This is a genomic window from Paenibacillus sp. PDC88, from assembly GCF_900106725.1.
In the GTDB taxonomy this organism is placed as follows: Bacteria; Bacillota; Bacilli; order Paenibacillales; family Paenibacillaceae; genus Paenibacillus; species Paenibacillus shunpengii.
This window is the reverse complement of sequence record NZ_FNNT01000004.1, coordinates 74,724-97,568: the sequence shown is the minus strand read 5'-3', so window position 1 is coordinate 97,568 and position 22,845 is coordinate 74,724. Positions and strand designations below refer to the sequence as shown.

Below are 22,845 nucleotides of genomic sequence, written 5' to 3'. Positions count from 1 at the left end.
TCTCTTGAATCCCCCTTATATTTTGATTTCAGAATATTTTGATTTCAGAAATCTCATCTTAGTTCTCGGATTTCATTTCAGACTCATGCCAAGAGCTGAGCGCCCACTTGGAGAAGGCACTTACGAGCAGATAGAAGGTAATCCCCAGAATGGAAGCGCACAGTCCGCAGGCGAACAAATAAGGTGTCTGGAGTCTTGAAGAAGCAACTGTAATGGCATAACCAAGACCACCTTCTCCGCCGCCAATGCCAGCAATGTATTCACCGACAATAGCCCCTACGACAGACAGGGTACAGGATATTTTCAGTCCTGCAATAATATAAGGCATTGCGGCAGGCAGACGCAGTCTCCACATGATCTGCCAGCGTGAAGCATTGTAGAGCTTGAACAGGTTCTGCATGTTGCCATCGGTAGAATTAAGACCAATCAAGGTGTTGGATATCATCGGGAAGAAGCCAATCAGGAAGGCAATGATGACAATCGAATTCACGCCGGCACCAAACCAGATGACGATAATCGGGGCGATCGCGACAACCGGAATCGTTTGCAGCACGATAGCATAGGGATAGACTGCTTTTTCGATGATTTTGGAACTGGCAAGCAGTATGGCGCCGGATACCCCGATAACGATGCTGAGCAAGAATCCAAACACCGATTCATATACCGTCGTCATGACCGATGTCATCAGGTTGCTCCAATTCTCTACGGCCGATAATACGATGTCCGATGGCTTAGGAAGCAAATAGGGAGCGTATCCGAGCAATCTCGTTACGATCTCCCATAGGCCGACTACAACGATGAAGGCGATGGCGGGAGGAAGAAATTTTTGCATGAAATTATTGTTCTTCGCAGCTTTCGGGGTTTGGACAGCTGAGGCAGAAGGCGTATTACTGTCCTCTTTCTGACCCTTTTTTTCATAAGCAAGCTTCGGCTGATTCATTGCCATTGTTTAAGCACGTCCTTTCTTTCAAGAGAGCTTCTTCTAATCGATCTTGCCAGGGTTAAGCAGCCTTAACGGATCATTCTCCTGTTTCTTCTGTTTCATAAGCGGCAATATTCCTCGTCCACCGGAGTCCAGTGAATACGTATGCGGGTTTGCCACATGAATTCCGTTAGTGTTAAAGAAGTCAATGATTTCGTTCAAGCGCTCCTCGGTCGTATAACGCACGACGGGCAGTGAAGACGGAGTGACTGTGCCACGGCTTCTCATCCATTCAAAATGAAGCAGCACTTCATCTCCAAATGTTTCTTTAACAAGCTTCACTTGTTCTCTGAAATGTGCTAAGGAGAATCCGGCCTGCAAATAGGTAATATTGTTCTCGCATTTAAGCGCCCATAATGTGGTGTGATTCCAGCCAAAGTCAGACAAGCCAATGCCTGATCGGTACTTCTCAGCCGGAATGTAATGGCCAACTGTTCCGCCATGCAGCTCCGCAAGACGTGCAAGGGCAGGCTGGCTTCCCTCCTCTGTCTCTAGCAGAACCGCCGCTTTCTCGGGGAGGACCACCTTTTTCAATGGTCTAAAATAGGAAGGTATGGGCCATTCGTGGGGAGAGATTAGTCTCTTGCGAATGGAATCATCATGAGACAGGTCATGGGAGAATTCCATAGCCTGCATAAAATCATCAAAGAATACGATAGACTGCTCCCATTCGGTCTTGGGTGCAAGTGGAATCACAAGCTCGGTCAGAATTCCGGTTGTGCCATAGTTATGAATATAGGCCGGAAGATCTTCGCCGGACACGACCAGTCTTCTCGGCTCCTCTTCCATGGTATAGACGACGACCTCCGATACATTGCCGTCCCACAGGTCCCCCCAGGTGATGGAACCAATCCCTCCTGAACCACCGCATACATAACCTCCGACGGTCGCCTTCATGAACGTGCTCGGATAAATTCGCAGTTCAAGCTCTCGTTCCCGGGCTGCCCGTTCCAGAGCTCCAAGTCTGACTCCACATTGCACGCGAACTGAATTCTCTCCCCATTCAAGGATTTGATCCAGCTTGCTTAGATCGAGTACAATGCCGCCTTCGAGCGGGATCGCCTGACCGTAGTTTCCAGTGCCTGCCCCTCTAACCGTAACAGGAACTTTATGGTGATACGCAATCTTGAGCAATGTCTCGACCTCAGCATCCGACTCGGGTCGAACAATGCTGTCCGCAATCTTATCCTTCAGCCGTTTTTCAAGGACAGGAGAATACCAGTAGTAATCTTTCGAGAGCTTCTCCCTCGAATCAAGATCAAGCAGCACCTTATCTATTCCAAGCCCGTCAATACACACCTTCTCGATCTCAACAGCCATCATCTTCATCCTCCTTGAACACGGATTTTTTTCACTTATGCTAGTGATGCAGCACCTCTGACACTTGACCGACCAGCTTGCTGAACTCCGGCGCGGTGCGGAACGTTTCATCTCTCGGGAACGGTACAGGTACCGGGATCGTACTCGCGATTTTACCAGGTCTTGCTGTCATGACAACGATGGAAGTCGAGAGGTATACCGCTTCAAAAACGTTATGTGTAACGAATAAGACCGTCATTTTCTTATCCTTCTGCCATATGCCGAGCAGCTCATCCTGAAGCGTCTGTCTGGTCATTTCATCGAGCGCTCCAAAAGGCTCATCCATGAGAAGCAGCTTCGGATCGGATGCCAGTGCTCTCGCGATCGATACCCGCATCTTCATCCCGCCTGAGAGCTGGCGCGGAAGGGCGTTCGCATAATCCTGCAGACCAACCATCTCAAGCACATGCATTGCCTTCTCCACTCTTTCCTTCTTCGGGATCTTTCGCAGCTCCATCGGCAGCGTTACGTTGTCAATCACTTTGCACCATGGAAGCAGTGTTGCATCCTGAAATACGAAGGAAATGTCACTCTGTTTTCTCGCTTCGGCAGGCTCCATACCCATCAGCCGCATTCTGCCGGCTGTCGGGTCTCCAAGTCCAGCGATCATACGGAATATCGTAGATTTACCGCAGCCGGATGGACCTACAAAGCTGACAAACTCTCCTTCCGGTATGCTGAGATTGACGTCCTGCAGCGCGATAGTGCCGGTCTGATAGATCTTGCTGATGCCTTCCATCTCCACTAGCGGTGTCATTCCTGGGTTAAGATTTGCCTTATTTCCCTGTGCTGTAATCAAGCTGCTCATCGTTTCATCTCTCCCTTTAAACGGATTCCATTTTTACTTTCTTGTCGAACTGGAACTCAAGCATCAGTCTAAACAGCTCCGCTGCATTCCTGCCTGCTGATGACAATAGTGTGCGGCCCTTCTCCGCTGTAGCCAGCTGTGCATTTCCACAAACACCGGATTCCGATAAATCCTTCATTACCCATGCAAACCGTTTGTTGCTGAATTGAAGCTTCATTTCTGGAGTAACAGGCGGGTATTCATTGGGAAGCAAATCGCGATGCACCCAATCGTTATGGAGATGCATGATCATCGATGTTTCCGAATCACCTGCGTGAATTCCGTACATGCGTTCTTCAGGTGTGAGGAGCTCCTTATCGTTATCGAGCCCGCCTCCATCAAGCCTGAATACCATCATCCCTGTCTTCTCTCTAATATCTCTGGCAGCCAGGTTAAGCAGATCCGCATTTCCGCCGTGTGTATTAAATAATACGAGCCTGTCAAAGCCGGATCTGGCAAGGCTCTCTGCAATATCCATCAGCACAGCTAGCAGAGTCGTCGCTGATAATGTCACCGTGCCGCTCCACCCCGCATGCTCATTACTTTTTCCATAAGGGAGATGCGGCAATAGCCATATATTATCCTCTGGAGTCAGATGCTTGAATGCCTCCGTTAACAACCCTTCTCCAATCAGCGTGTCGGTATAAACAGGAAGATGCGGCCCGTGCTGTTCCATTGCACCGATTGGCAGGATCAGCATAGCTCCCGTCTTGGCGAGTTCACCGATCTCCGGCCCGGACAGTCTGGGGAGGAACAACTCGTTGTAAGCCATTCCTTGATAACGTGCGGTCATTCATATCCACCCCTCAGTTATGTATTGTTGTTAGAATCAAATGTAATGGGAGGAGGAGATGATGTAAACAAAATTTACGTCGTTTTGGTTTTTTATATAAAATGGCAACTTTGTTTTGTGCCTCAAGCACTTAACCATGTTATTTTAATGTTAGGTTCAAGGGTCTATATACGAAAAATCAGAAGAAAAAACTTAATATTGTTCGTTATTAAGGAGGGATTAGCAATAAAAGAGGTTTGAATTTGTTATGTAAAGTATGAATGTAATACAACCTTCGTTTTCATGCTTTATAAATAAAAAAGAGAAGGATGACTGTTTCATGTCAGCTATCCTTCTCTTTTTTTCACATTGTTAAGCTTTAAAGTTATGTTGAAGCTGTCTCACACGGCCTGCAATATCCTCTGCATAGCTGATCGCGGAAATGACGGCTATCCCATCTGCTCCTGCAGCAAACACTTCTTTGGCATTGTCTACTGTAATTCCTCCAATGCCAACGATGGGAAGTGTAACATTCGCGTTCCGCATAACCTTAATGATCTCTGGACCTTGCACGGCCTGTGCATCATCCTTTGATTTTGTTGGATAAATGGGGCCTACTCCGATATAATCGGCCCCTTGCGCATAAGCTCTCGCCGCTTCTTGAATAGTATGAGCCGATATGCCGAGGATTCGATCTCCAATTCTTTGTCTCACCAAGCCCGCTTCCTCATCCTCCTGACCGACATGGACACCGTCCGCATCCACTTCCAGTGCCAAGTCAACATCATCGTTCACAATAAAAGGTACTTTATGCTCTCTGCACAGCTTCTGCAAACGCCGGGCGAGTTCGATCCGCTCAGCGCCTTCAAGGCAGCCGGGACCTTTCTCTCTGAACTGGAATAATGTCACCCCGCCGGTGAGTGCAGCCTCCAGTGTATCCTCCGGTGCTTGAACACAATTTCTACTACCCATTACAAAATAGACCCGAAGCAGTTCCTTCATACGGACACTCGAAATCCGGCTCATACGCTCACTCCTTTTTGCCTGCGATAAGCCCAGTGATTCGTCGGACCCTGTCCTCCTCCGATGCCCAGTGCATCGGTAAGTGCAGCTTGGACAAAATCTCTGGCCGTCCTCGCCGCTGACAGGACGTCCTTTCCTTTTGCCAATTCTGCGGTAAGCGCCGCGGAGAAGGTACAGCCTGTTCCATGGGAATGAACCGTGTCTACTCTTGGCCCTGCAAGCTCCGTAAATCCTGTCCCATCGTATACCAGGTCCGTAACCGTATCGCTGCCTGCATCATGGCCACCTTTTACAATGACGTAGGCAGGACCATAATCATGTATTCGTTTAGCCGCCTCCTTGCGGTCTGCCAGCGAATGAATAGGGCAGCCTGTCATCACCTCCGCCTCGGGAATGTTCGGTGTAACGACAAGTGCAAGCGGAAGAAGCTGCTGAACTAGCGCCGTCACTGCTTCCGACTGAAGCAAGGACGCACCGCCTTTTGCAATCATTACTGGATCAATAACCAGCTTATCTATCTGATAGCGCGCAGCCTTCCTTGCAACCTCTGCAATAATTTCACTGCTGAATAACATCCCTGTCTTCACGGCATCTGGTCTCAGATCCGCAAAGACGGACTCGATCTGCTGAGCTACAAAGGGAACCGGCAAAGAATGCACACCTTGTACGCCAAGGGTATTTTGGGCAGTAACTGAGGTGAGTGCCGACATACCGTAGACATCCAGCTCCTGAAAGGTTTTGATATCGGCTTGAATTCCAGCACCGCCTCCGCTGTCTGAGCCTGCAATGGTAAGCGCCTTAGGTATATTCATCGACTATGCCTCCTCCTGAATAAACAGCTCGTTCATGTCGGTAAGTTCAACATACTTCTCAAATACAGACGGCTCAAGCTTGGACAGCTCATCCAAGAATGCAATCTGGAAGCTGCCGGCCCCCTTCTGCTCGGTCTTCTGCCCCGCGAGGCTTGCCGCCGCTCCATAAAACCCAAGACCTGCGGCCCCTGCTTCCAATACCGAGTCATGAACGGCAAGAAAGGCACCGATGACCGAGGTTAAGAGACAGCCTGTCCCTGTGACACGTGTAAGTAAAGGATGGCCGGATTTAATAATAAATCCTGTATCTCCATTCGTAATGACGTCTTCTGGACCAGATACGACGACGGTTGTTCCGAGTGTTCGGGCTGCACGCACCGCCATTTGTGCTCGATCTATGACCTCAGATTGACCCGCGTCTACACCTTTTACGGTCATCCCTTCCCCGATTAAATGGCTGATTTCTCCTGCATTGCCTCTAATGAGCGCGATCTCTACTTCCCGAAGAAGCCGAAGTGCCGCATCTGTCCGATAAGGTGTAGCTCCCGCTCCGACCGGATCCAAGAGAACAGGTACACCGTATACATTTGCCGCCTTGCCTGCTGCAATCATCGTATGGACTAGGTCTGTGGTAAGTGTCCCGATATTGAGCACCAGTGCACGGGCATGCTGAACCATATCAGCCACTTCCTCCTCCGCATAGGCCATGACCGGGGAAGCGCCAAGAGCTAGCAAGCCGTTCGCCGTAAAATTCGTAACGACCGTATTCGTTATGTTATGGATCAAGGGTTGTTCTTCGTGGATACGAGTGATAAGAGATGATAGTTCAAGTTCAACATTAGACATTGGGATCGAGTCCTTTCTTTTTGGAAGGTACACAGGAGCCGATCTTGGAACTGAGAGGGGTGTCGCAAAACTAAAAAAACGCATGCGAAAGCATGCGTCATCGTCATGTTCGCTCCCTACGCTGGCATTATCCATGGCAGGTTCAACCGGTCAACAACAGATTAGTTGTACTCTCAGCTTGCTTCCGCAGGCTCCCGTATCTATATAATTATTAAAATTGCTCGTGCCTCTTCATTGTATAGTACATCTTCCCAACATTCAATTTGTTGACTTTCGCTGCCCTGTAGCATATGATACAAAGTAACTCATCCAAAAAGGAGAGATTTTTGATGTCGGTGATCGTTCTTAACTAATCAAATTTCATACAGAGGCTTGATCTATTGCTTCATCGCCTGAAATTGCGATGTTTATTTTTTAATGCGCATTTACATGTGTACGCTATAGATGCCTCATGAAATCAGTTAAGAACAGCGGATAACTAAACTCTCTATGAACATGAGTGATGTACAATTGACTTGTGAACTCATCCGCGCTGTTTTTGCAGCGCGGTTTTTTTGTACCCGTAAAACCATCGATTTACAGAGATCTATGCTCTGTAGTCAACAAATTATGGATGGCGGGGCACCATTCACAGGTTGATATTTATGGCTTGGCAGCATCCTTTGCCGATCCATAAGCTAACTCATGCATACAGACGTAAGAACGAACCCTACTGTTCGCTTCTTGCGTCTTTTTTTGTTTTATCCGCTTCAACGTCATTCATTAATACAAAAAAAAAGGAGCAATAACCCATGAATCATCAAAGCATGCAAAGACTCGAATACAGTACTGTCAAAGAACAACTGCGATCTTACGCGGTATCCTACCTTGGAGAACGGCAGATCGATTCACTGACTCCCATGACCCGTCTAACCCAGATTCGTCAGGCACTGGCTGAAACAGAGGAAGCACTGGGATTGATCCGGCACGGAGCAAGCGTCCCACTTCCTTCATTGTCAGGAATCGAAAATATTATGAATCTGCTGGGCACAGGCTATCTATTTACGGAACAGGATTTCATGCATCTCCTGCAATTTCTGCGAAGCTGCACCCAGCTTATGAAGTACATGCAGTCTAAGAGAGAGATTGCCCCGAATATAAGTGCCTATGCAGGCTCTATGTACACCCTGGATTCCCTCCGTGAAGAGGTGGAACGCTGTATTTACTTAGGCCGGATTACCGATCATGCCAGCAAAGAACTGCTCAAGACGAGAAAACAGGCTCAGGTCATCGAGGAACGGCTGAAAAAAAAGCTGGATACCCTTCTGTCCAAGCACCGTTCTATTCTGCAGGACCAGCTCATAACAAAACGCGGGGACCGCTACTGCCTGCCTGTCCAGAAGGAATTCCGCAAGCAGATCAGAGGAACGGTTCACGGCGAATCCGCCAGTGGCCAAACGGTATTTATCGAGCCGGACGAGATCGCCAGTCTTCAGATGGAGCTCAGCCTGCATCGTGCAGCGGAACAGCGGGAGGAGATGAAGATACTCAGTGAATTGACGCGTTTAGCAGACCAAGCTGAATATGAGCTGCGTGTGAATACGGATACAGTAGGCATATACGACTTTTTGTTCGCCAAAGCACGTTATGCCCTCTCCTATCAGGGACGGTCGGTTCACCTCGTTGATCATGGGGTCATTCGATTAAGGTCCGCACGGCATCCGCTCGTGAACAATATGGTTCCGCTCGATTTCCACATTGGTGATGCATTCAAGTCCTTGATTATTACAGGTCCCAATACCGGCGGCAAAACCTTATGTCTTAAGACCATTGGGCTGCTAACACTCATGGCCCAGTCCGGTCTACTCGTTCCTGTCGGAGAAGACAGTCAGCTGAGCGTATTTGAGCAAGTCGCCGTCGATATCGGGGATGGTCAGAGCATTGAGCATCAGCTGAGCACGTTCTCTGCCCACATCAAGAACATTATCGAAATTCTAAAGATCGCGGACCCTTCCACGCTTATTCTTATTGACGAAATGGCGTCGGGTACAGATCCTGGGGAAGGAACCGGATTGTCTATCGCTCTGCTCGAAGAGATGCATAGAAGGCAGGCGACGGTCGTGGCAACGACTCATTTTTCGGAGATCAAAAATTTCGCAGCGTCGGCTGACGGATTTGAGAATGCCCGCATGGAATTTGATACAGAATCTTTGAAGCCGTTATATCGGCTGACGATCGGGGAAGCAGGGAACAGCTATGCTTATGCCATTGCCCTGAAGCTCGGGATTCCGCCTTATATCATTGAGCGTTCCAAACAGATCTCTGCCACATCATTGACAGCAATTGCAGATTCTTCAGGAGAACCGAAAGCCGCTGATAACGAAGAGAAGCATAACACCATGCATTGCAATACAAATTCTCATGAACCAATACCAGACCATACAAAACGGGTAGATAACGATCGCCGAGAGTCACGAGCCGCCCATGGCAAAAGAGCTGAGCCAAGTGATATGGAAGCACAGCCGGTCCGGCCGCTGGAGGTGGGTGACAGGGTTCACATCCCTTATATGCAGGAAGGAGGAATTATTGTCGAAGCAGAGGATGCAAGAGGCAAGCTTACCGTACTTGTACGAGGTAAAAAGCTGAAAATTGCCAAGCAGCGAGTGAAGCTGCACATTGCAGGCAAGGAACTATATCCGGACGACTATGATTTTGACGTTGTATCCCAGACCAAGGAGAATCGAAAAAAACGAAAACAAATGTCCAAGAAGCATGTTCCGGGTCTCACCATTGAAATGCCAAGAGATGAGTCTTAAGTGTGCCATTGAATAAGTGATATGATGCAAATGAATAAACAAAGATGGACGGGGAATGTCTCTTCCTCGTCCATCTTTAATATTTCCATAAAAAAATACTTTACTTCACAGTTAAGCACATATTATTATGGTCAAGCTGCTTTGTTCGGGTATTGCATATATTTACATATTACTGGGGGAAGAATATTCTGGAATTTCTAGCGTTCATGCTTTTTTCATCACTCGAGACATTTGCACTTTTCATCCTTATTATTATGTTATTCAAGATTAATCCTGCCCATTATGCCAAGCGAGCCCTATTTGTCCTTATGCTCGTTAATTTACAGAGCTACTTTCTGCAGAGTGAGCTGGATGTCGCTAATCTGGTGCCGGTTATTACCATTATCATTTTGACCCTATTCTTCACCGTTGTGGTAAAAATTCCTTTGCTGCCTTCGGCCTTCCGCACTATATTAGTGACAGTCCTGTACGGTGCTATCAAGAGTCTCTTATTGATCATCCTTTACGGAGATACAGATGTATTGGAGCAGAGTGTTCGCAGCGGTTATCTGTTACAAAGCTACAGCAGCGCTGTGCTGTTGATCATATCCTGGCTTATGTATAAATACAACTTCGGATTCAGCTATCCATATGATAAACTTAAGCTTAAATTTGAATATGCTATTGTTACTGCTCTAATGCTCATATTCTTGATTCTGATCTCTTACATCCTCTATATGAATCAGATCTGGCTTAATATTTTGTTTTTTGCCTTGAACCTAGCTTGCTTTTTGTTCTTTGAAATTCAAGAACGCAATTCAAGCAGATCACATTCATCATAGAATCTAACGCTTTGCATCCATAATCAACAATGACCCTATCATAAAGCAGGTGAAATATGTCTTCATCCTCTATTGAAATCAATCCGCTCCTCTGCCCTTTGTGCCACAAGTCTAATGAGTGTGCCTATGCAGCCGGGAAGCCTTACACGGAATGCTGGTGTATGAGTCGGTCTGTTCCACAGGAACTGCTGTCACGTATTCCGGACGAGCAGAGACGCAAGGCATGTGTGTGTGAAGCCTGTGTAATTGCGTTTCATGCCAGGGGAACGGATAAAGCCTGAACCCCTTGGCCTATCTGAAATTGCATTCAATGAATTATTTTGGTTACAACCTTTGCGGCAAGTAAACGTTATATTGAATATATACTTAAACTTTCTGGGAGGTTATCATGACGAAGACGCAAGTAATGAGAACACACTCACCATCTAAAGTCAAAAGTACTTATGTTACTGTCTCATCCATCCTTCTCGCCTCTGCGTTCATTCTGTGGCCCAATGTACCTTCTGCTATATCTCCATCTACAAGCATTTCGTCAGAGTCCGATCAATACAGCCCGCTTCAAATTACATTTCCGCTTGATAAATATGCTATGGTGATGAGCAGCGTTCCTGGATTCCCCATCGAAATAAGGGAAGAAAACACCTCATTTCCGCTAACCGTTACAGCTTCTTCAGGTAAATTACTGGTTATGGATGGTTCGACGGGCACACAGGTGAGGTCATCAGGAACATCCCTTGAGGTGAAGCAGGCCAGCATCATTTATTGGTCCCCTCTTGCATCTCCACCCGTAAAAGAAACTACCATTACGGTAACGAGCCGAGCTCTTCGCTCGAATTCAGCTGCGGGGTCTGCTTCTGTCCACATCGTGCAAGATCATGATGGCTTCTACAAAATTAATTAACCCCATGAGATTCGTTCCACGAGAAACATTTTTTTCACAAATAATCTAAAACTAGGTTTAGTTATGACTATAGGTTATAAGACGACATCATATAAAAAGAGCTGACCTCCCCTATAAACAGGAAGATCAGCTCAAACAATCTAAATAATTTCGTCATATATTATAGAATCGAATCAAACTTCTACTCTTCAGTATGTGCACGATAAGCATCTGCATCCAGCAGTTTAGCAAGAGCAGCCTTGTAATCTCCACTCAGCTTCACTTCAATCATCCAGCCATCGCTATAAGGTGCAGCATTCACAAGCTCCGGCTCGTCTTGAAGCTTATCATTTACACTGATAATCGTTCCGCTAACTGGGGCAAACAAATCAGATACGGTCTTAACCGATTCAATCGTACCAATACTATCATCACTATTAATGTCCGTTCCTACTTCAGGCAGCTCCACAAACACAATATCTCCCAGCTGATGCTGAGCAAATTCAGTAATTCCGATACGTACCGTATCTCCTTCTAACGTTTGAACCCATTCATGCTCTTCACTATACAACAAACCGTTAATTACTTCGCTCATGATCTCGTCAGCCTCGCTTTTTCAAAAGTTAGAATTGTGTTTCTTCTCTGGTTCCTGCCCTTTTTCCACCCATAGCGTAAAACAATCCTTATCACAATGTCAAGATTGCTAACAAAAAATATGTTTTATGGATATACTCCTTGACTTTTCGGATTTAATCACGTATTAATGTAGTATAAGCGTTAGATTGAGCGGAAGAGTTCGCTATTTCCGAACATTCTAGCTCGTTAAGCGGTTGAACGTAAAGGGAGAGATTACCGCAGGATTCTTGTTCTGAGCTTCTGAGCAAGGGACATTTTCCGCATGGTAACGCCGAAGGAGTAAGCCCATTGATAAGCAAAGGGTGAATCTCTCAGGCAAAAGGACTTTTACCGGACGCGACTCTGGAGAGCATCCATAACCGTTCGCCTGCTTACTAGAAGCGAACGTTGTTAATAAAAGGATCACCCAAGGGGAAACTCGTGAGCATTGCATACGGGGTAACTCTCAGGTACCAAGGACAGAGCCTAAGAAGAACACATGCTTTATTTGCGTGTATTTTTCTTTGGCCTGTCCTTTTTCTTTTTCCAATCGCCCTTTTTCCCTTTTCCTATTATTTATCCTGATGATTATTCTTCTTCATTCCTTCTATTTAACTACAGCCGGAAGCCGGCTTTTGACGAGGTGAAAATTATGTCCCAATTATTGAGAACACCGCTTTTCCCTCTTTATGAACAATATCCAAATGTACGCTGTATCGATTTTGGAGGCTGGGAGCTCCCGGTTTCCTTCAGCGGTATCCAGAAAGAGCATGAGGCTGTTAGACAGCAGGCCGGATTATTCGATGTATCCCATATGGGCGAATTTCGAGTAGAAGGCGAGAATGCAGCCAACTTCCTGCAAGGAATGCTGACAAATGACATATCCCTGCTCGAAATTGGTCAGGCACAGTACACACTTATGTGCTATCCCACAGGTGGTGTAGTGGACGACTTGCTCGTGTATAAGCGCAGCGAGCATTTGTTCATGCTTGTAGTGAATGCATCCAATATTGATAAGGATTGGACATGGCTGCAAGAACATCTGCCTGCGAACGTACAGATGGTGAATGAATCGAATGCAACCGCTCTGCTGGCACTGCAGGGTCCAAAGGCAGAGGCTATATTATCTAAAGTGACAGATGTGAACCTTGCTGAACTTGGTTCTTTCCGTTTTGTCGACGGAGCAGAAGTGAGCGGAAGCACCGTTATTCTCTCACGCACAGGATATACCGGTGAGGACGGCTTCGAAATTTATGTCAGTGCCGATGACGCTCAGAAAGTATGGCTTGCACTTATGTCCGCTGGCGAAGATGAAGGATTGCTTCCTATCGGGCTTGGTGCGAGAGATACACTTCGATTTGAAGCTAAGCTTCCGTTATATGGACAGGAGCTCTCATCAACGATTACACCGCTCGAAGCCGGTCTAGGGATGTTCGTGAAGCTGGCAGCTGGTGACTTTATCGGTCGGGATGCACTGGTGAAGCAAAAAGAAGAAGGCCTGACCCGAAAGCTCGTCGGAATAGAGATTACAGACCGCGGTATTCCACGAGCTCATTATCCGGTCTTTGCTGACGAAGAACAAATCGGCGAGGTAACAACAGGTACCCAGTCGCCTACCCTGAAACGCAATCTGGGTCTTGCACTGCTGGATATCCGGTTTACAGAACCAGGCACCACGGTTGATGTCGAAATCCGGGGCAAACGCCTCAAGGCAGAAGTGATCAAAACCCCATTCTATAGAAGACCAAAACCTACAGCCCAAGCGGCAAAAGGAGCGAATTCGTAATGACAAATCGTTATCTTCCGATGACGGAACAAGATCAGGCGGAAATGCTGGCAGCAATCGGAGCTGAAACGATAGAGGATCTCTTCTCCGACATTCCTGAAGAAATCCGCTTTAAAGGCGAACTCCCTGTTTCATCCAAGCTGGACGAATATGCACTCACACGCCATATGACCCGTCTTGCCGGACGCAATGTGAACGCAGATACACATGCAAGCTTTCTCGGCGCAGGTATCTATGACCATCATGTACCTTCTGTCATTAACCATGTCATTTCCCGCTCCGAATTCTATACCGCTTATACGCCTTATCAGCCCGAGATCAGCCAAGGCGAGCTGCAGGCGATTTTTGAATTCCAATCCTATATTTGCGAGCTTACCGGAATGGCTGTCGCCAATGCGAGTATGTATGATGGAGCAACCGCTTTTGCAGAGGCGGGTAATCTGGCTGCAGCTGCAACGCGCCGGAAGAAGCTGGTCGTATCGAGCACCGTACATCCGGAATCCCGCCAGGTACTTGCGAGTTATGCACATGGTCTGAATCTTGAAATTGTAGAGATTGGTTATCAAAATGGTGTCACTGATATGGAAGCACTCGCTGCTGCAATCAGTGAGGATACGGCTGCGGTTATGATTCAAAGCCCGAACTTCTTCGGCAGTGTAGAAGATATCCAGGCTGCAGCTGACTTGATTCATCCCAATAAAGGACTTCTCATCGTCAGTGCGAATCCAATTTCACTCGGACTTCTGGAAGCACCGGGTAAGCTTGGTGCAGATATCGTTGTTGGTGATGCTCAGCCGCTAGGGATTGCAGGCTCCTATGGCGGTCCTACCTGTGGATATTTTGCTGTATCCCAGGCCCACATGCGCAGAATTCCTGGACGGATTGTCGGTCAAACGACGGATCGTTATGGCAGACGAGGCTTTGTACTGACTCTGCAGGCTCGTGAACAGCATATCCGCCGCGAAAAAGCGACCTCCAATATTTGTTCCAATCAGGCCCTGCTTGCACTAAGTGCATCAGTCTATATGTCGCTGCTCGGTAAACAAGGCATGCTTGATGTGTCGGAGCTTAATTTGCAGAAGAGTCATTATGCCAAGCAGACATTAGCTTCTATTGAAGGGGTAAGCACTCCTTTCACTTCACCGACATTTAACGAATTTGTGATTAAGCTGCCGGACCATACGAGCATGGAAGATGTTCAGAGCAAGCTGCTTGCTGCAGGATTTATCGGAGGATATGATTTGGGACGTGAATACCCGGAGCTAAGCGGTCATATGCTGATTGCCGTTACAGAACGCCGGAGCAAAGAAGAAATCGATGAATTCAAAGCGGTATTGGAGGGATTGCTGTGAGTAAGATTGAAGCAGAGAAACCACAGGTTCAGAACGAGACAGCAGAACTGGATTTTGCTAGAACAGCTGGATCAGAAGCTCCTGAGCAGAAGCTGATTTTTGAACTTAGCAAACCAGGTCGCGTCGCATACTCCTTGCCCGAGCTCGATGTGCCTCAGGTCAGTCAGGCTGAGCTCATTCCTTCTGAATTTTTGCGTAAGGAAGCAGCTGCACTGCCAGAAGTATATGAAGTGGATGTCGTTCGCCACTATACAAGCTTGTCCCGCCGCAACTTTGGTGTAGATAACGGCTTCTATCCGCTGGGCTCTTGTACGATGAAATACAATCCGAAGATTAACGAGGATGTTGCCCGTTATACCGGATTTGCCAAGATTCATCCTTATCAGCCGGAAGAAAGTGTACAGGGTGCACTAGAGCTGCTGTATCAGCTGCAATCTGACCTTGCAGGTCTTACTGGAATGGACGAAGTAACGCTTCAGCCGGCAGCCGGTGCGCATGGTGAGTGGACAGGACTGATGATGATTCGCGCCTATCATGAGAGCCGCGGTGAAGTTCGTACCAAGGTCATCGTGCCTGACTCTTCCCATGGTACGAATCCGGCCAGTGCGACAGTGGCAGGCTTCGAGACGGTGACGATTCCTTCAACTGCTGAGGGGCTGGTCGATCTGGATGAGCTGCGTGCAGCCGTTGGTAATGATACAGCCGCACTCATGCTGACGAACCCGAATACACTCGGTCTGTTCGAGAAACAAATTGTGGAAATTGCCAAGATCGTGCATGATGCCGGCGGTCTTCTCTATTACGATGGAGCTAACTCTAACGCGATTATGGGTATTGCTCGTCCGGGGGATATGGGCTTTGACGTAGTCCACTTAAATCTGCATAAAACGATGAGTACTCCCCATGGCGGCGGCGGTCCGGGTGCTGGTCCGGTCGGCGTGAAGAAGCTGCTCGTGCCGTTCCTTCCGAAACCACACGTGAAACGTACAGAAGAGGGAACATTCTACTTGGATCGTGAAGAAGGACAATCCATCGGCCGTGTTAAAGCTTACTATGGTAACTTTGGTATTCTTGTCCGTGCGTATGCCTATATCCGTACCTATGGTCCAGTTGGACTGCGCCAAGTCTCCGAATATGCGGTGCTGAATGCCAACTACATGATGAAACGTCTTGAGCCATATTACGAAGTTCCATATCCAGGCGTGTGTAAGCATGAATTCGTCATGTCGGGCAAAGGGTTGAAGCAGTATGGTGTACGTACACTTGATGTGGCCAAACGCCTGCTCGATTTCGGCTATCATCCGCCAACGATCTACTTCCCGCTGAACGTGGAAGAATGCATCATGATTGAACCGACAGAAACCGAAAGCAAAGAAACACTCGACGGCTTCATCGACACCATGATCCGCATTGCCAAGGAAGCCGAAGAGAATCCGGAGCTCGTGCTCAATGCTCCATACGGTACACCGGTCACTCGTTTGGATGAAACGACTGCTGCACGTAAGCCTGTCCTTAACTGCGCTTGCAGCTAATTGGATATGTATTACTCTAAGGAGAAAAGCAACAAACCAAACAAACCTCCAATCCTGTATTGGGGGTTTGTTTATTCATTCCTTCTCTTAACTCAATTGCTCAAGTTTTCATATCCTCCACTGACTCCTTCTTCATATCTCCCATTCTTCGCGCAGCATCCCCATCCGGATGGAATCATAGTGCTTTCCATTATAGAATCTAACCTTACGGATACGGCCTTCGATCTGCATCCCCAGCTTCTCTCCGACCCGAATCATTCGGGTGTTCCCTGACCAAGTCGTTAGTCCCACTCTAGCAAGAGGCAAATGATTAAACAGATGATCGATCCATAAGCTTAATGCTCTGGTTCCCACCGACTTGTTCCAGCTGTTTGGCTGATGCAGCACAATCCCCATCTCCAGCCAATTCTTCTGCTCATCCTCATAATAGTAGGAAACCAAGCCGCTTATCTCTTCATGCGCCGTGATGACCCAGCGATGATCGCATGCAATCCAGCTATCCTGCATCTCAGCAAACTCTTCCCAGCTCTTCGTATGATGAGCAAAGTAAGGTGCATCCCACTGCTTCCACTCTGGATTCTCGTCCTTATAGATCAACTCCCATAAACGTGGCAAATCTCCCTGTTCGATCGGTCGGATTGTAATTTCCTTATCTTTGTACATGGAATCTCCTTTATTATCGTGATATCTATGTATTTCACAAATTATGTAAACCCTTCATTTCATTCTATTTTAGAAGCAGAGCGATCACCAGGTATAGATCGATTTAAACCAAATTAGAGCATGGACACAGTAGATCTGGATTAAGCTATAAGGATGATATTAGATAAAAAAACGGTATCCGCATGGAGCGAATACCGTGAAAGTGTTGGAAAAGATAAAGAATTAGAAATCAATTTCATAATACCTTTAGCTTAATGATCTATGAAATTGATTTAAAAAATAGAGATTTTAAAAATTTCGAAAAAAACAAAAATTACTGTTCGATGCTTTGAACAAGCTCTACCACTTGTTCAGCTGTTTGCATATCCAGTGCTTTTGCAGCAAGCTCTTTCATGTCTGCTTGAGACAGCTTGGTCAGCTGACTGCGTGCAGGCAGAATAGAAGTTGCGCTCATGCTGAATTCATCCAGGCCAAGACCCAGAAGGAGCGGAATAGCGGTAGAGTCACCCGCCATCTCTCCGCACATGCCAACCCAGCGTCCTTCGCGATGCGCTGCATCAATGACCATCTTGATCAAACGAAGAATGGATGGATTATACGGCTGGTACAGATAAGATACGCGTTCATTCATCCGGTCAGCGGCCATTGTGTACTGGATCAGATCGTTTGTACCGATGCTGAAGAAGTCCACTTCCTTGGCAAATTGATCAGCAAGCACCGCAGTTGAAGGAATTTCAACCATGATTCCGAGCTGAATGCTGTCAGATACTTGAATACCTTCAGCTGCAAGCTTTTCCTTCTCTTCGAGAAGAATCGCTTTTGCTTCACGGAATTCCCCTAGGGTTGCAATCATCGGGAACATAATACGCAGGTTGCCATGTACACTCGCACGAAGCAAGGCACGAAGCTGTGTACGGAAAATGTCTTGACGATCCAGGCATAGACGAACCGCACGGAAGCCCAGGAATGGATTCATTTCTTTTGGAAGATCTAGATAAGGAAGCTCCTTGTCTCCACCAATGTCGAGCGTACGCACGACAACAGGTTTTCCTTCCATTTTCTCAAGAACGGTTTTGTAGGCGTTGTACTGTACATCTTCAGATGGCAGCTTGTCGCGTCCCATGTACAGGAATTCTGTACGATAGAGACCTACGCCTTCTCCGCCGTTCTCAAGCACACCCGCGACATCATTAGGAGTACCGATGTTTGCAGCAAGCTCAACATGCACGCCGTCTACCGTAACTGTAGGCTCGTCGCGCAGTTTTCTCCATTCTGCAACTTGTGCCGCATAAGCAGCCTGCTTGGATTTATATTCTTCCACAACGGAATCCTCTGGATTAATCAGTACATGTCCGTCCAAGCCGTCAACGATGATCAGATCACCATTCTTCGCTTGAGTCAGTACTTCCTTCGTTCCTACGACTGCAGGAATTTCGAGGGATCTGGCCATGATGGCGGAGTGAGAAGTACGACCACCGATATTGGTAGCAAAGCCAAGCACGTATTTACGGTTCAACTGTGCTGTATCGGATGGAGTCAAATCCTCAGCAAGTACGATCACTTCTTCACTGATCTCCGCCGGATTGACCACTTGTAATCCAAGCAAGTGACCAAGCACACGTTTTGTAACGTCGCGCATGTCAGCTGCACGCTCTTGAAGATATGCGCTCTTCATATTTTCAAACATTTGAATGAATGTAGCAGCTGTTTCTTCAAGAGCGAATTCAGCGTTTACTTTTTCATCCGAAATTTTCGATTTAACAGGATCAATAAGTTCTGGGTCATTCAATATCAACAAGTGAGATTCAAAAATTTCTGCTTTTTTCTCACCCAATTCTTGCAAAGTACGTGCTTTGATTGCCTGGAGCTCGGCTTCGGATTTCTCCAAAGCCGCTTCCAGTTTAGCAATCTCCGCATCAACGTCGGTGATCGAGCGTTTTTCTACAGAGTAATCAGGGTGCTCCAAGATAAACGCCCGGGCAATGGCAATACCCGCCGAGGCAGCAATCCCGGAAACATTAGGCATGAACTTCGCCCAGCCCTTCGTTAACCATCACGTCTGTCAGCGCTTGAATCGCTTCTGCTTCTCCTTCGCCTTCAACGATGATGCTGATTGTGTCGCCTTTTTCAAGACCAAGGGAGAGAACACCCAGAATGGATTTCAATGTTACTTTTTTGCCTTTCGCTTCTGCAAAAGACTCAGCACCTTTAAATTTGTTCGCTGTGTTTACAAGTGCTGTTGCAGGGCGTGCATGGATTCCATCTTCGTCAGTAATTCTGAATGTTTGTTGCATAGTTTTCATCCCACTTTCGTCATTTTTAGTTGGTTGTGATTACGTCATATACGTATATTACCTGTTACACAGGAGTATCGAACCACAATAGACTGATTTTTCACAGAATCATGCTGCTGTTTAATGAGATGCAAGATCTAGCCAAACCTTAAATTTGAACTAGACCTTGCATGAGCTCTTTTACGGTGCTATACATTCAAACGTAAAAATCTCGTCTTATTTAATTGTTATGATTCCCTCTTCGCCTGCTTTCAGTACACCGGATTTGTTCAGCGTAACCGCGGAACCTTCCGGCAGGTTAGAGAAAATAATTGGTGAAATAATGGAAGGAGCATGCTCCTTAACATAATTCACGTCAACTTCCATGATCGGTTGACCTGCAGAGACGAGATCTCCTTCAGCAACCAGAACATTAAAGCCTTGGCCTTTCAGCTTCACCGTGTTAACACCAATGTGAACGAGTACTTCCTTGCCGCCGTCAGACATAATGCCGACCGCATGCTTGCTTGGGAATACATTGAATACTTTACCGTTCACTGGGGATACAATCGTTCCATCATGCGGTAGAATGGCGAATCCATCGCCTGTCATTTTCTCTGAAAATACAGGGTCTGGAACCTTCGTAATATCGAGAAGCTCACCGTTGACCGGCATAACGATCTGCTCGTTGATGATCGCTTCACCTGCTTCACCTTGTGCCTGTTCTTCTTCAGGTTTAGGCTCCTCAGCTGCTGGAGCTGGTGTACGCCCCTCAATGATGTCCTTCATTTGGGACTTGATCGTATCGGAACGTGTCCCGAAGATTGCTTGTACGTTGTTACCAACTTCAAGTACTCCAGAAGCACCAAGGTCTTTCAAACGGCCTTTATCAACGTTGCCCTTATCTTTAACCTCGATACGAAGTCTTGTGATACATGCATCCAAATGCTTGATGTTCTCTGAGCCACCAAAGGCTTTCAGGATGTGATGCGGGAGCTCGTCCTTCGATCCTGTATTGTTAGATCCCGTTTCAATGACTTTGTCCTCACGGCCCGGTGTTTTCAGATTGAATTTCTGAATAACGAAACGGAAACCGAAGTAGTAGATCACCGCAAATACAAGACCTACGACAATAACCAGCCACCAAGGCGTACGGTTTGGCAATACTCCGAACAGCATAAAGTCTATGAATCCGCCGGAGAACGTCATCCCGATCTTAACGCCGAGGATCTGCATTACCATAAAGGACAAACCTGCAAATACCGCATGCACTGCGAACAGAAGTGGAGCTACGAACAGGAAGGAGAACTCAAGCGGCTCTGTAATACCTGTCAGGAACGCCGTCAGTGCACCAGATACCATCAAGGATCCGACCACTTTCTTGTTCTCAGGCTTCGCTGTGTGGTAGATCGCAAGTGCTGCAGCCGGAAGACCGAACATCATGAACGGATATTTACCTGTCGTAAATGTACCTGCTGTAAATTCTACACCATCACGAAGCTGAGCCATGAATATCTTCTGGTCACCACGGATGACTTGACCTGCTTGGTTTACATATTCTCCGAACTCGAACCAGAACGGCGAGTAGAAGATGTGATGTAAACCAAACGGGATAAGCGAGCGTTCGATCAAACCGAAGATAAATGCAGCTAGTGTTTCATTCTCACCAATCATGCTTCGAGAGATGAAGTTCATCGCTTCTTGAATTGGCGGCCAGATCAATGTCAGCAGCAGACCAATCAAGAGCGCCATTACCGCGGTGATAATCGGAACAAAACGTTTACCTGCAAAGAAGCCTAGGTAAGACGGAAGCTCGATTTTGAAGAAACGATTGTACATTGAGGCAGCCAAGACCCCGATTATGATACCACCGAACACGCCTGTCTGCAAAGTTGGGATACCGAGCACATTAGAATAACCGGCTCCTAATTCAGAAATATTCCCTGCATTTACGCCCATCACGGTACCCATCGTTACGTTCATAACGAGGTAACCGATAATTGCGGCGAGACCCGCAACGCCGTCTCCACCGGCAAGACCAATTGCTACGCCGACCGCGAACAGCAAGGACAGGTTATCAAAGACAATTTGTCCCGAGTTCATCATGACATTAGCAATGACTTGGATCCAGTGAGCCTCTAGAAAAGGCACATACTGCAGGAAGTCAGGGTTAACCAGAAGGTTCCCGATCCCGAGCAGGAGACCTGCCGCCGGCAAGATTGCAACCGGAAGCATGACTGCTTTACCGACACGCTGCAACACGCCGAAAAGCTTTTTGAACATGTGTTTCACTCCTTCAAGGAATATATGTGTTAGTTGATCTCGAACAACGCAAAAAAGGCATGAGCTTATAGAGCATGTATGCAACAACCTGTGGGTTATATTGCCCAATAATGGTCATTGCCAATCATACTTTAATCAACTCATGCCTGATCGAATCAGTAACACGTCAAAAATATTAGGTTGTTATTTACTACGGTGAACATCATAGCACCAGAAAAAAAAGAATGCAAGCCTTTACAATCAAAAAATTATTTTAATTTCAAAATAATCTAAAAAACGCAAGATGTAGATATAAATTACATTGAGACTCGATATATTGATTAGAAGTTTATTCGTTTTGCTCCTTTTTTTGGGAAAGCCGCTGTAAATGCATTGTTAAATAACTCACCTCGGCAGCATACACAGGAAGATTAATCCTTCTTTCCATAATCTTCGTCAGCTTCCAAGCAAGCGAATACATCTCCGGATATTCTTGATTAAGAAGCGAATCCAGTTTATGAATTTCGGCTACTTCTTCCCCCCGTCTAATCCGTTCAATCGCAAATCTAAGATGGGTCACGAGCCTGGAATAATCGAGAGAATCCCGAGGAATTCGATAATCTAGCTTCTCCTCAACCAGACCAACCAAATCTGCGATGAGCTTCGAATGCTCTTGAACCTGTGAAATATTCTGATTCGTCATCGCACTGTAGATGTGAAGGGCTACAAATCCAATCTCTTCTTTGCCAAGATCGACTCCCAGGCGCTTCTCGATCAGCTCAATGGCATATTCAGCAAATTCATATTCCATGGGATACATATCTTTTGTCTCGTACAAAAAAGGATTATGCAATACGATGCCTTGCTCTTTGCGCTTCATCGCAAAGGCAATATGATCAGTTAGGGCAATATGGATATGTTCGTTGAGAGATACGTTACTCTTACTCGTAATATTTAAAATAATATCGTTAATCGTTTCTATTAACTTCTCACTAACACGAGGAACCAGCTGCTTGTATTGCTCCTGCTCCTCCTGTCTCGTTAATATAAACATTTTTTCTACTGCCTGCAGAGGAATTTGATCACCTGATTTGCGATTGAATCCAATCCCTTTGCTGATGATGACTACTTCTTCGTGTTCAGGGTGGGTCGCGATAATCACATTGTTATTCAACACTTTAGCTACCTTCAGGTTCACTTTTGCACCTCTTTTAGCCCCATAATT

Annotated in this window: 20 protein-coding genes and 2 riboswitches; of the genes, 7 read left to right on the top strand and 13 right to left on the bottom strand. The window is 46.7% G+C overall.

The genetic code is table 11. The annotated features are described in order from the left end of the window. Positions 1–58 precede the first annotated feature (58 nt). From BLW49_RS13775 to thiM, 7 genes are all read right to left on the bottom strand, one after another. A complete protein-coding gene (locus tag BLW49_RS13775) occupies positions 59–946 on the bottom strand; it encodes an ABC transporter permease (protein ID WP_083655902.1) in 888 nt (295 codons plus the stop codon). A gap of 36 nt (positions 947–982) precedes the next feature. Then, positions 983–2,305, bottom strand: a complete 1,323-nt coding sequence (locus BLW49_RS13770; RefSeq protein WP_305954043.1) for an FAD-binding oxidoreductase — start codon at positions 2,303–2,305, stop codon at positions 983–985. Between the two features lie 37 nt (positions 2,306–2,342). Beyond that, on the bottom strand, positions 2,343–3,149 hold the full coding sequence (locus BLW49_RS13765) for an ABC transporter ATP-binding protein (RefSeq protein WP_083655903.1): 807 nt from the start codon (positions 3,147–3,149) through the stop codon (positions 2,343–2,345). 16 nt (positions 3,150–3,165) lie between these two features. After that, the gene (locus BLW49_RS13760; protein ID WP_076313431.1) at positions 3,166–3,981 is read right to left on the bottom strand and encodes a creatininase family protein; all 816 of its coding nucleotides are present in this window, start codon (positions 3,979–3,981) and stop codon (positions 3,166–3,168) included. A gap of 351 nt (positions 3,982–4,332) precedes the next feature. After that, positions 4,333–4,986 (bottom strand): thiamine phosphate synthase, encoded by a 654-nt coding sequence (gene thiE, locus BLW49_RS13755; protein ID WP_090725156.1) that lies wholly within the window; start codon positions 4,984–4,986, stop codon positions 4,333–4,335. Further along, complete coding sequence (thiD, locus tag BLW49_RS13750) at positions 4,983–5,795, bottom strand: bifunctional hydroxymethylpyrimidine kinase/phosphomethylpyrimidine kinase (protein WP_090725154.1); 813 nt, start codon at positions 5,793–5,795, stop codon at positions 4,983–4,985. The genes thiE and thiD overlap by 4 nt, the downstream gene beginning before the upstream one ends. Before the next feature lie 3 nt (positions 5,796–5,798). Continuing rightward, the gene (gene thiM / locus BLW49_RS13745; protein WP_090725152.1) at positions 5,799–6,641 is read right to left on the bottom strand and encodes a hydroxyethylthiazole kinase; all 843 of its coding nucleotides are present in this window, start codon (positions 6,639–6,641) and stop codon (positions 5,799–5,801) included. Positions 6,642–6,738: 97 nt separating this feature from the next. Further along, positions 6,739–6,849: riboswitch (TPP riboswitch) on the bottom strand. A 583-nt stretch (positions 6,850–7,432) separates the two neighbouring features. Between thiM and BLW49_RS13740 the strand changes: the two genes are divergently transcribed. From BLW49_RS13740 to BLW49_RS13725, 4 genes are all read left to right on the top strand, one after another. Beyond that, a complete protein-coding gene (locus BLW49_RS13740) occupies positions 7,433–9,436 on the top strand; it encodes an endonuclease MutS2 (RefSeq protein WP_090725151.1) in 2,004 nt (667 codons plus the stop codon). Positions 9,437–9,642: 206 nt separating this feature from the next. Then, positions 9,643–10,257 carry a hypothetical protein gene (locus BLW49_RS13735; RefSeq protein WP_083655904.1) on the top strand — a complete coding sequence of 205 codons (615 nt, stop codon included), beginning with the start codon at positions 9,643–9,645 and terminating at the stop codon, positions 10,255–10,257. Positions 10,258–10,313: 56 nt separating this feature from the next. Further along, a complete protein-coding gene (locus BLW49_RS13730; protein ID WP_076313435.1) occupies positions 10,314–10,538 on the top strand; it encodes a cysteine-rich CWC family protein in 225 nt (74 codons plus the stop codon). Between the two features lie 107 nt (positions 10,539–10,645). Further along, a complete protein-coding gene (locus BLW49_RS13725; RefSeq protein WP_090725149.1) occupies positions 10,646–11,158 on the top strand; it encodes a hypothetical protein in 513 nt (170 codons plus the stop codon). Between the two features lie 181 nt (positions 11,159–11,339). Here the strand turns inward: BLW49_RS13725 and gcvH are convergent, their stop codons facing one another. Further along, a complete protein-coding gene (gcvH, locus tag BLW49_RS13720) occupies positions 11,340–11,732 on the bottom strand; it encodes a glycine cleavage system protein GcvH (protein ID WP_076313437.1) in 393 nt (130 codons plus the stop codon). Positions 11,733–11,967: 235 nt separating this feature from the next. Then, positions 11,968–12,110, top strand: a riboswitch (glycine riboswitch). A 294-nt stretch (positions 12,111–12,404) separates the two neighbouring features. Between gcvH and gcvT the strand changes: the two genes are divergently transcribed. The 3 genes from gcvT to gcvPB are packed head-to-tail and all read left to right on the top strand — an operon-like array spanning position 12,405 to position 16,422. After that, complete coding sequence (gene gcvT / locus BLW49_RS13715; RefSeq protein ID WP_090725501.1) at positions 12,405–13,538, top strand: glycine cleavage system aminomethyltransferase GcvT; 1,134 nt, start codon at positions 12,405–12,407, stop codon at positions 13,536–13,538. Continuing rightward, positions 13,538–14,890, top strand: a complete 1,353-nt coding sequence (gene gcvPA / locus BLW49_RS13710) for an aminomethyl-transferring glycine dehydrogenase subunit GcvPA (protein ID WP_076313438.1) — start codon at positions 13,538–13,540, stop codon at positions 14,888–14,890. The genes gcvT and gcvPA overlap by 1 nt, the downstream gene beginning before the upstream one ends. 47 nt (positions 14,891–14,937) lie before the next feature. Further along, positions 14,938–16,422: an aminomethyl-transferring glycine dehydrogenase subunit GcvPB gene (gcvPB, locus tag BLW49_RS13705; RefSeq protein ID WP_090725500.1), complete on the top strand. Its 1,485-nt coding sequence runs from the start codon at positions 14,938–14,940 to the stop codon at positions 16,420–16,422. Between the two features lie 132 nt (positions 16,423–16,554). Here the strand turns inward: gcvPB and BLW49_RS13700 are convergent, their stop codons facing one another. From BLW49_RS13700 to glcT, 5 genes are all read right to left on the bottom strand, one after another. Then, positions 16,555–17,085, bottom strand: coding sequence for a GNAT family N-acetyltransferase (locus BLW49_RS13700; protein WP_090725147.1), 531 nt, complete (start codon positions 17,083–17,085; stop codon positions 16,555–16,557). Positions 17,086–17,398: 313 nt separating this feature from the next. Continuing rightward, on the bottom strand, positions 17,399–19,111 hold the full coding sequence (gene ptsP / locus BLW49_RS13695; protein ID WP_090725145.1) for a phosphoenolpyruvate--protein phosphotransferase: 1,713 nt from the start codon (positions 19,109–19,111) through the stop codon (positions 17,399–17,401). Beyond that, positions 19,104–19,379: an HPr family phosphocarrier protein gene (locus BLW49_RS13690; protein WP_076313442.1), complete on the bottom strand. Its 276-nt coding sequence runs from the start codon at positions 19,377–19,379 to the stop codon at positions 19,104–19,106. The genes ptsP and BLW49_RS13690 overlap by 8 nt, the downstream gene beginning before the upstream one ends. Positions 19,380–19,595: 216 nt before the next feature. After that, positions 19,596–21,641, bottom strand: coding sequence for a glucose-specific PTS transporter subunit IIBC (gene ptsG, locus BLW49_RS13685; RefSeq protein ID WP_076313443.1), 2,046 nt, complete (start codon positions 21,639–21,641; stop codon positions 19,596–19,598). Between the two features lie 328 nt (positions 21,642–21,969). Continuing rightward, positions 21,970–22,818, bottom strand: a complete 849-nt coding sequence (gene glcT / locus BLW49_RS13680; RefSeq protein ID WP_076313444.1) for a glucose PTS transporter transcription antiterminator GlcT — start codon at positions 22,816–22,818, stop codon at positions 21,970–21,972. Positions 22,819–22,845 lie beyond the last annotated feature (27 nt).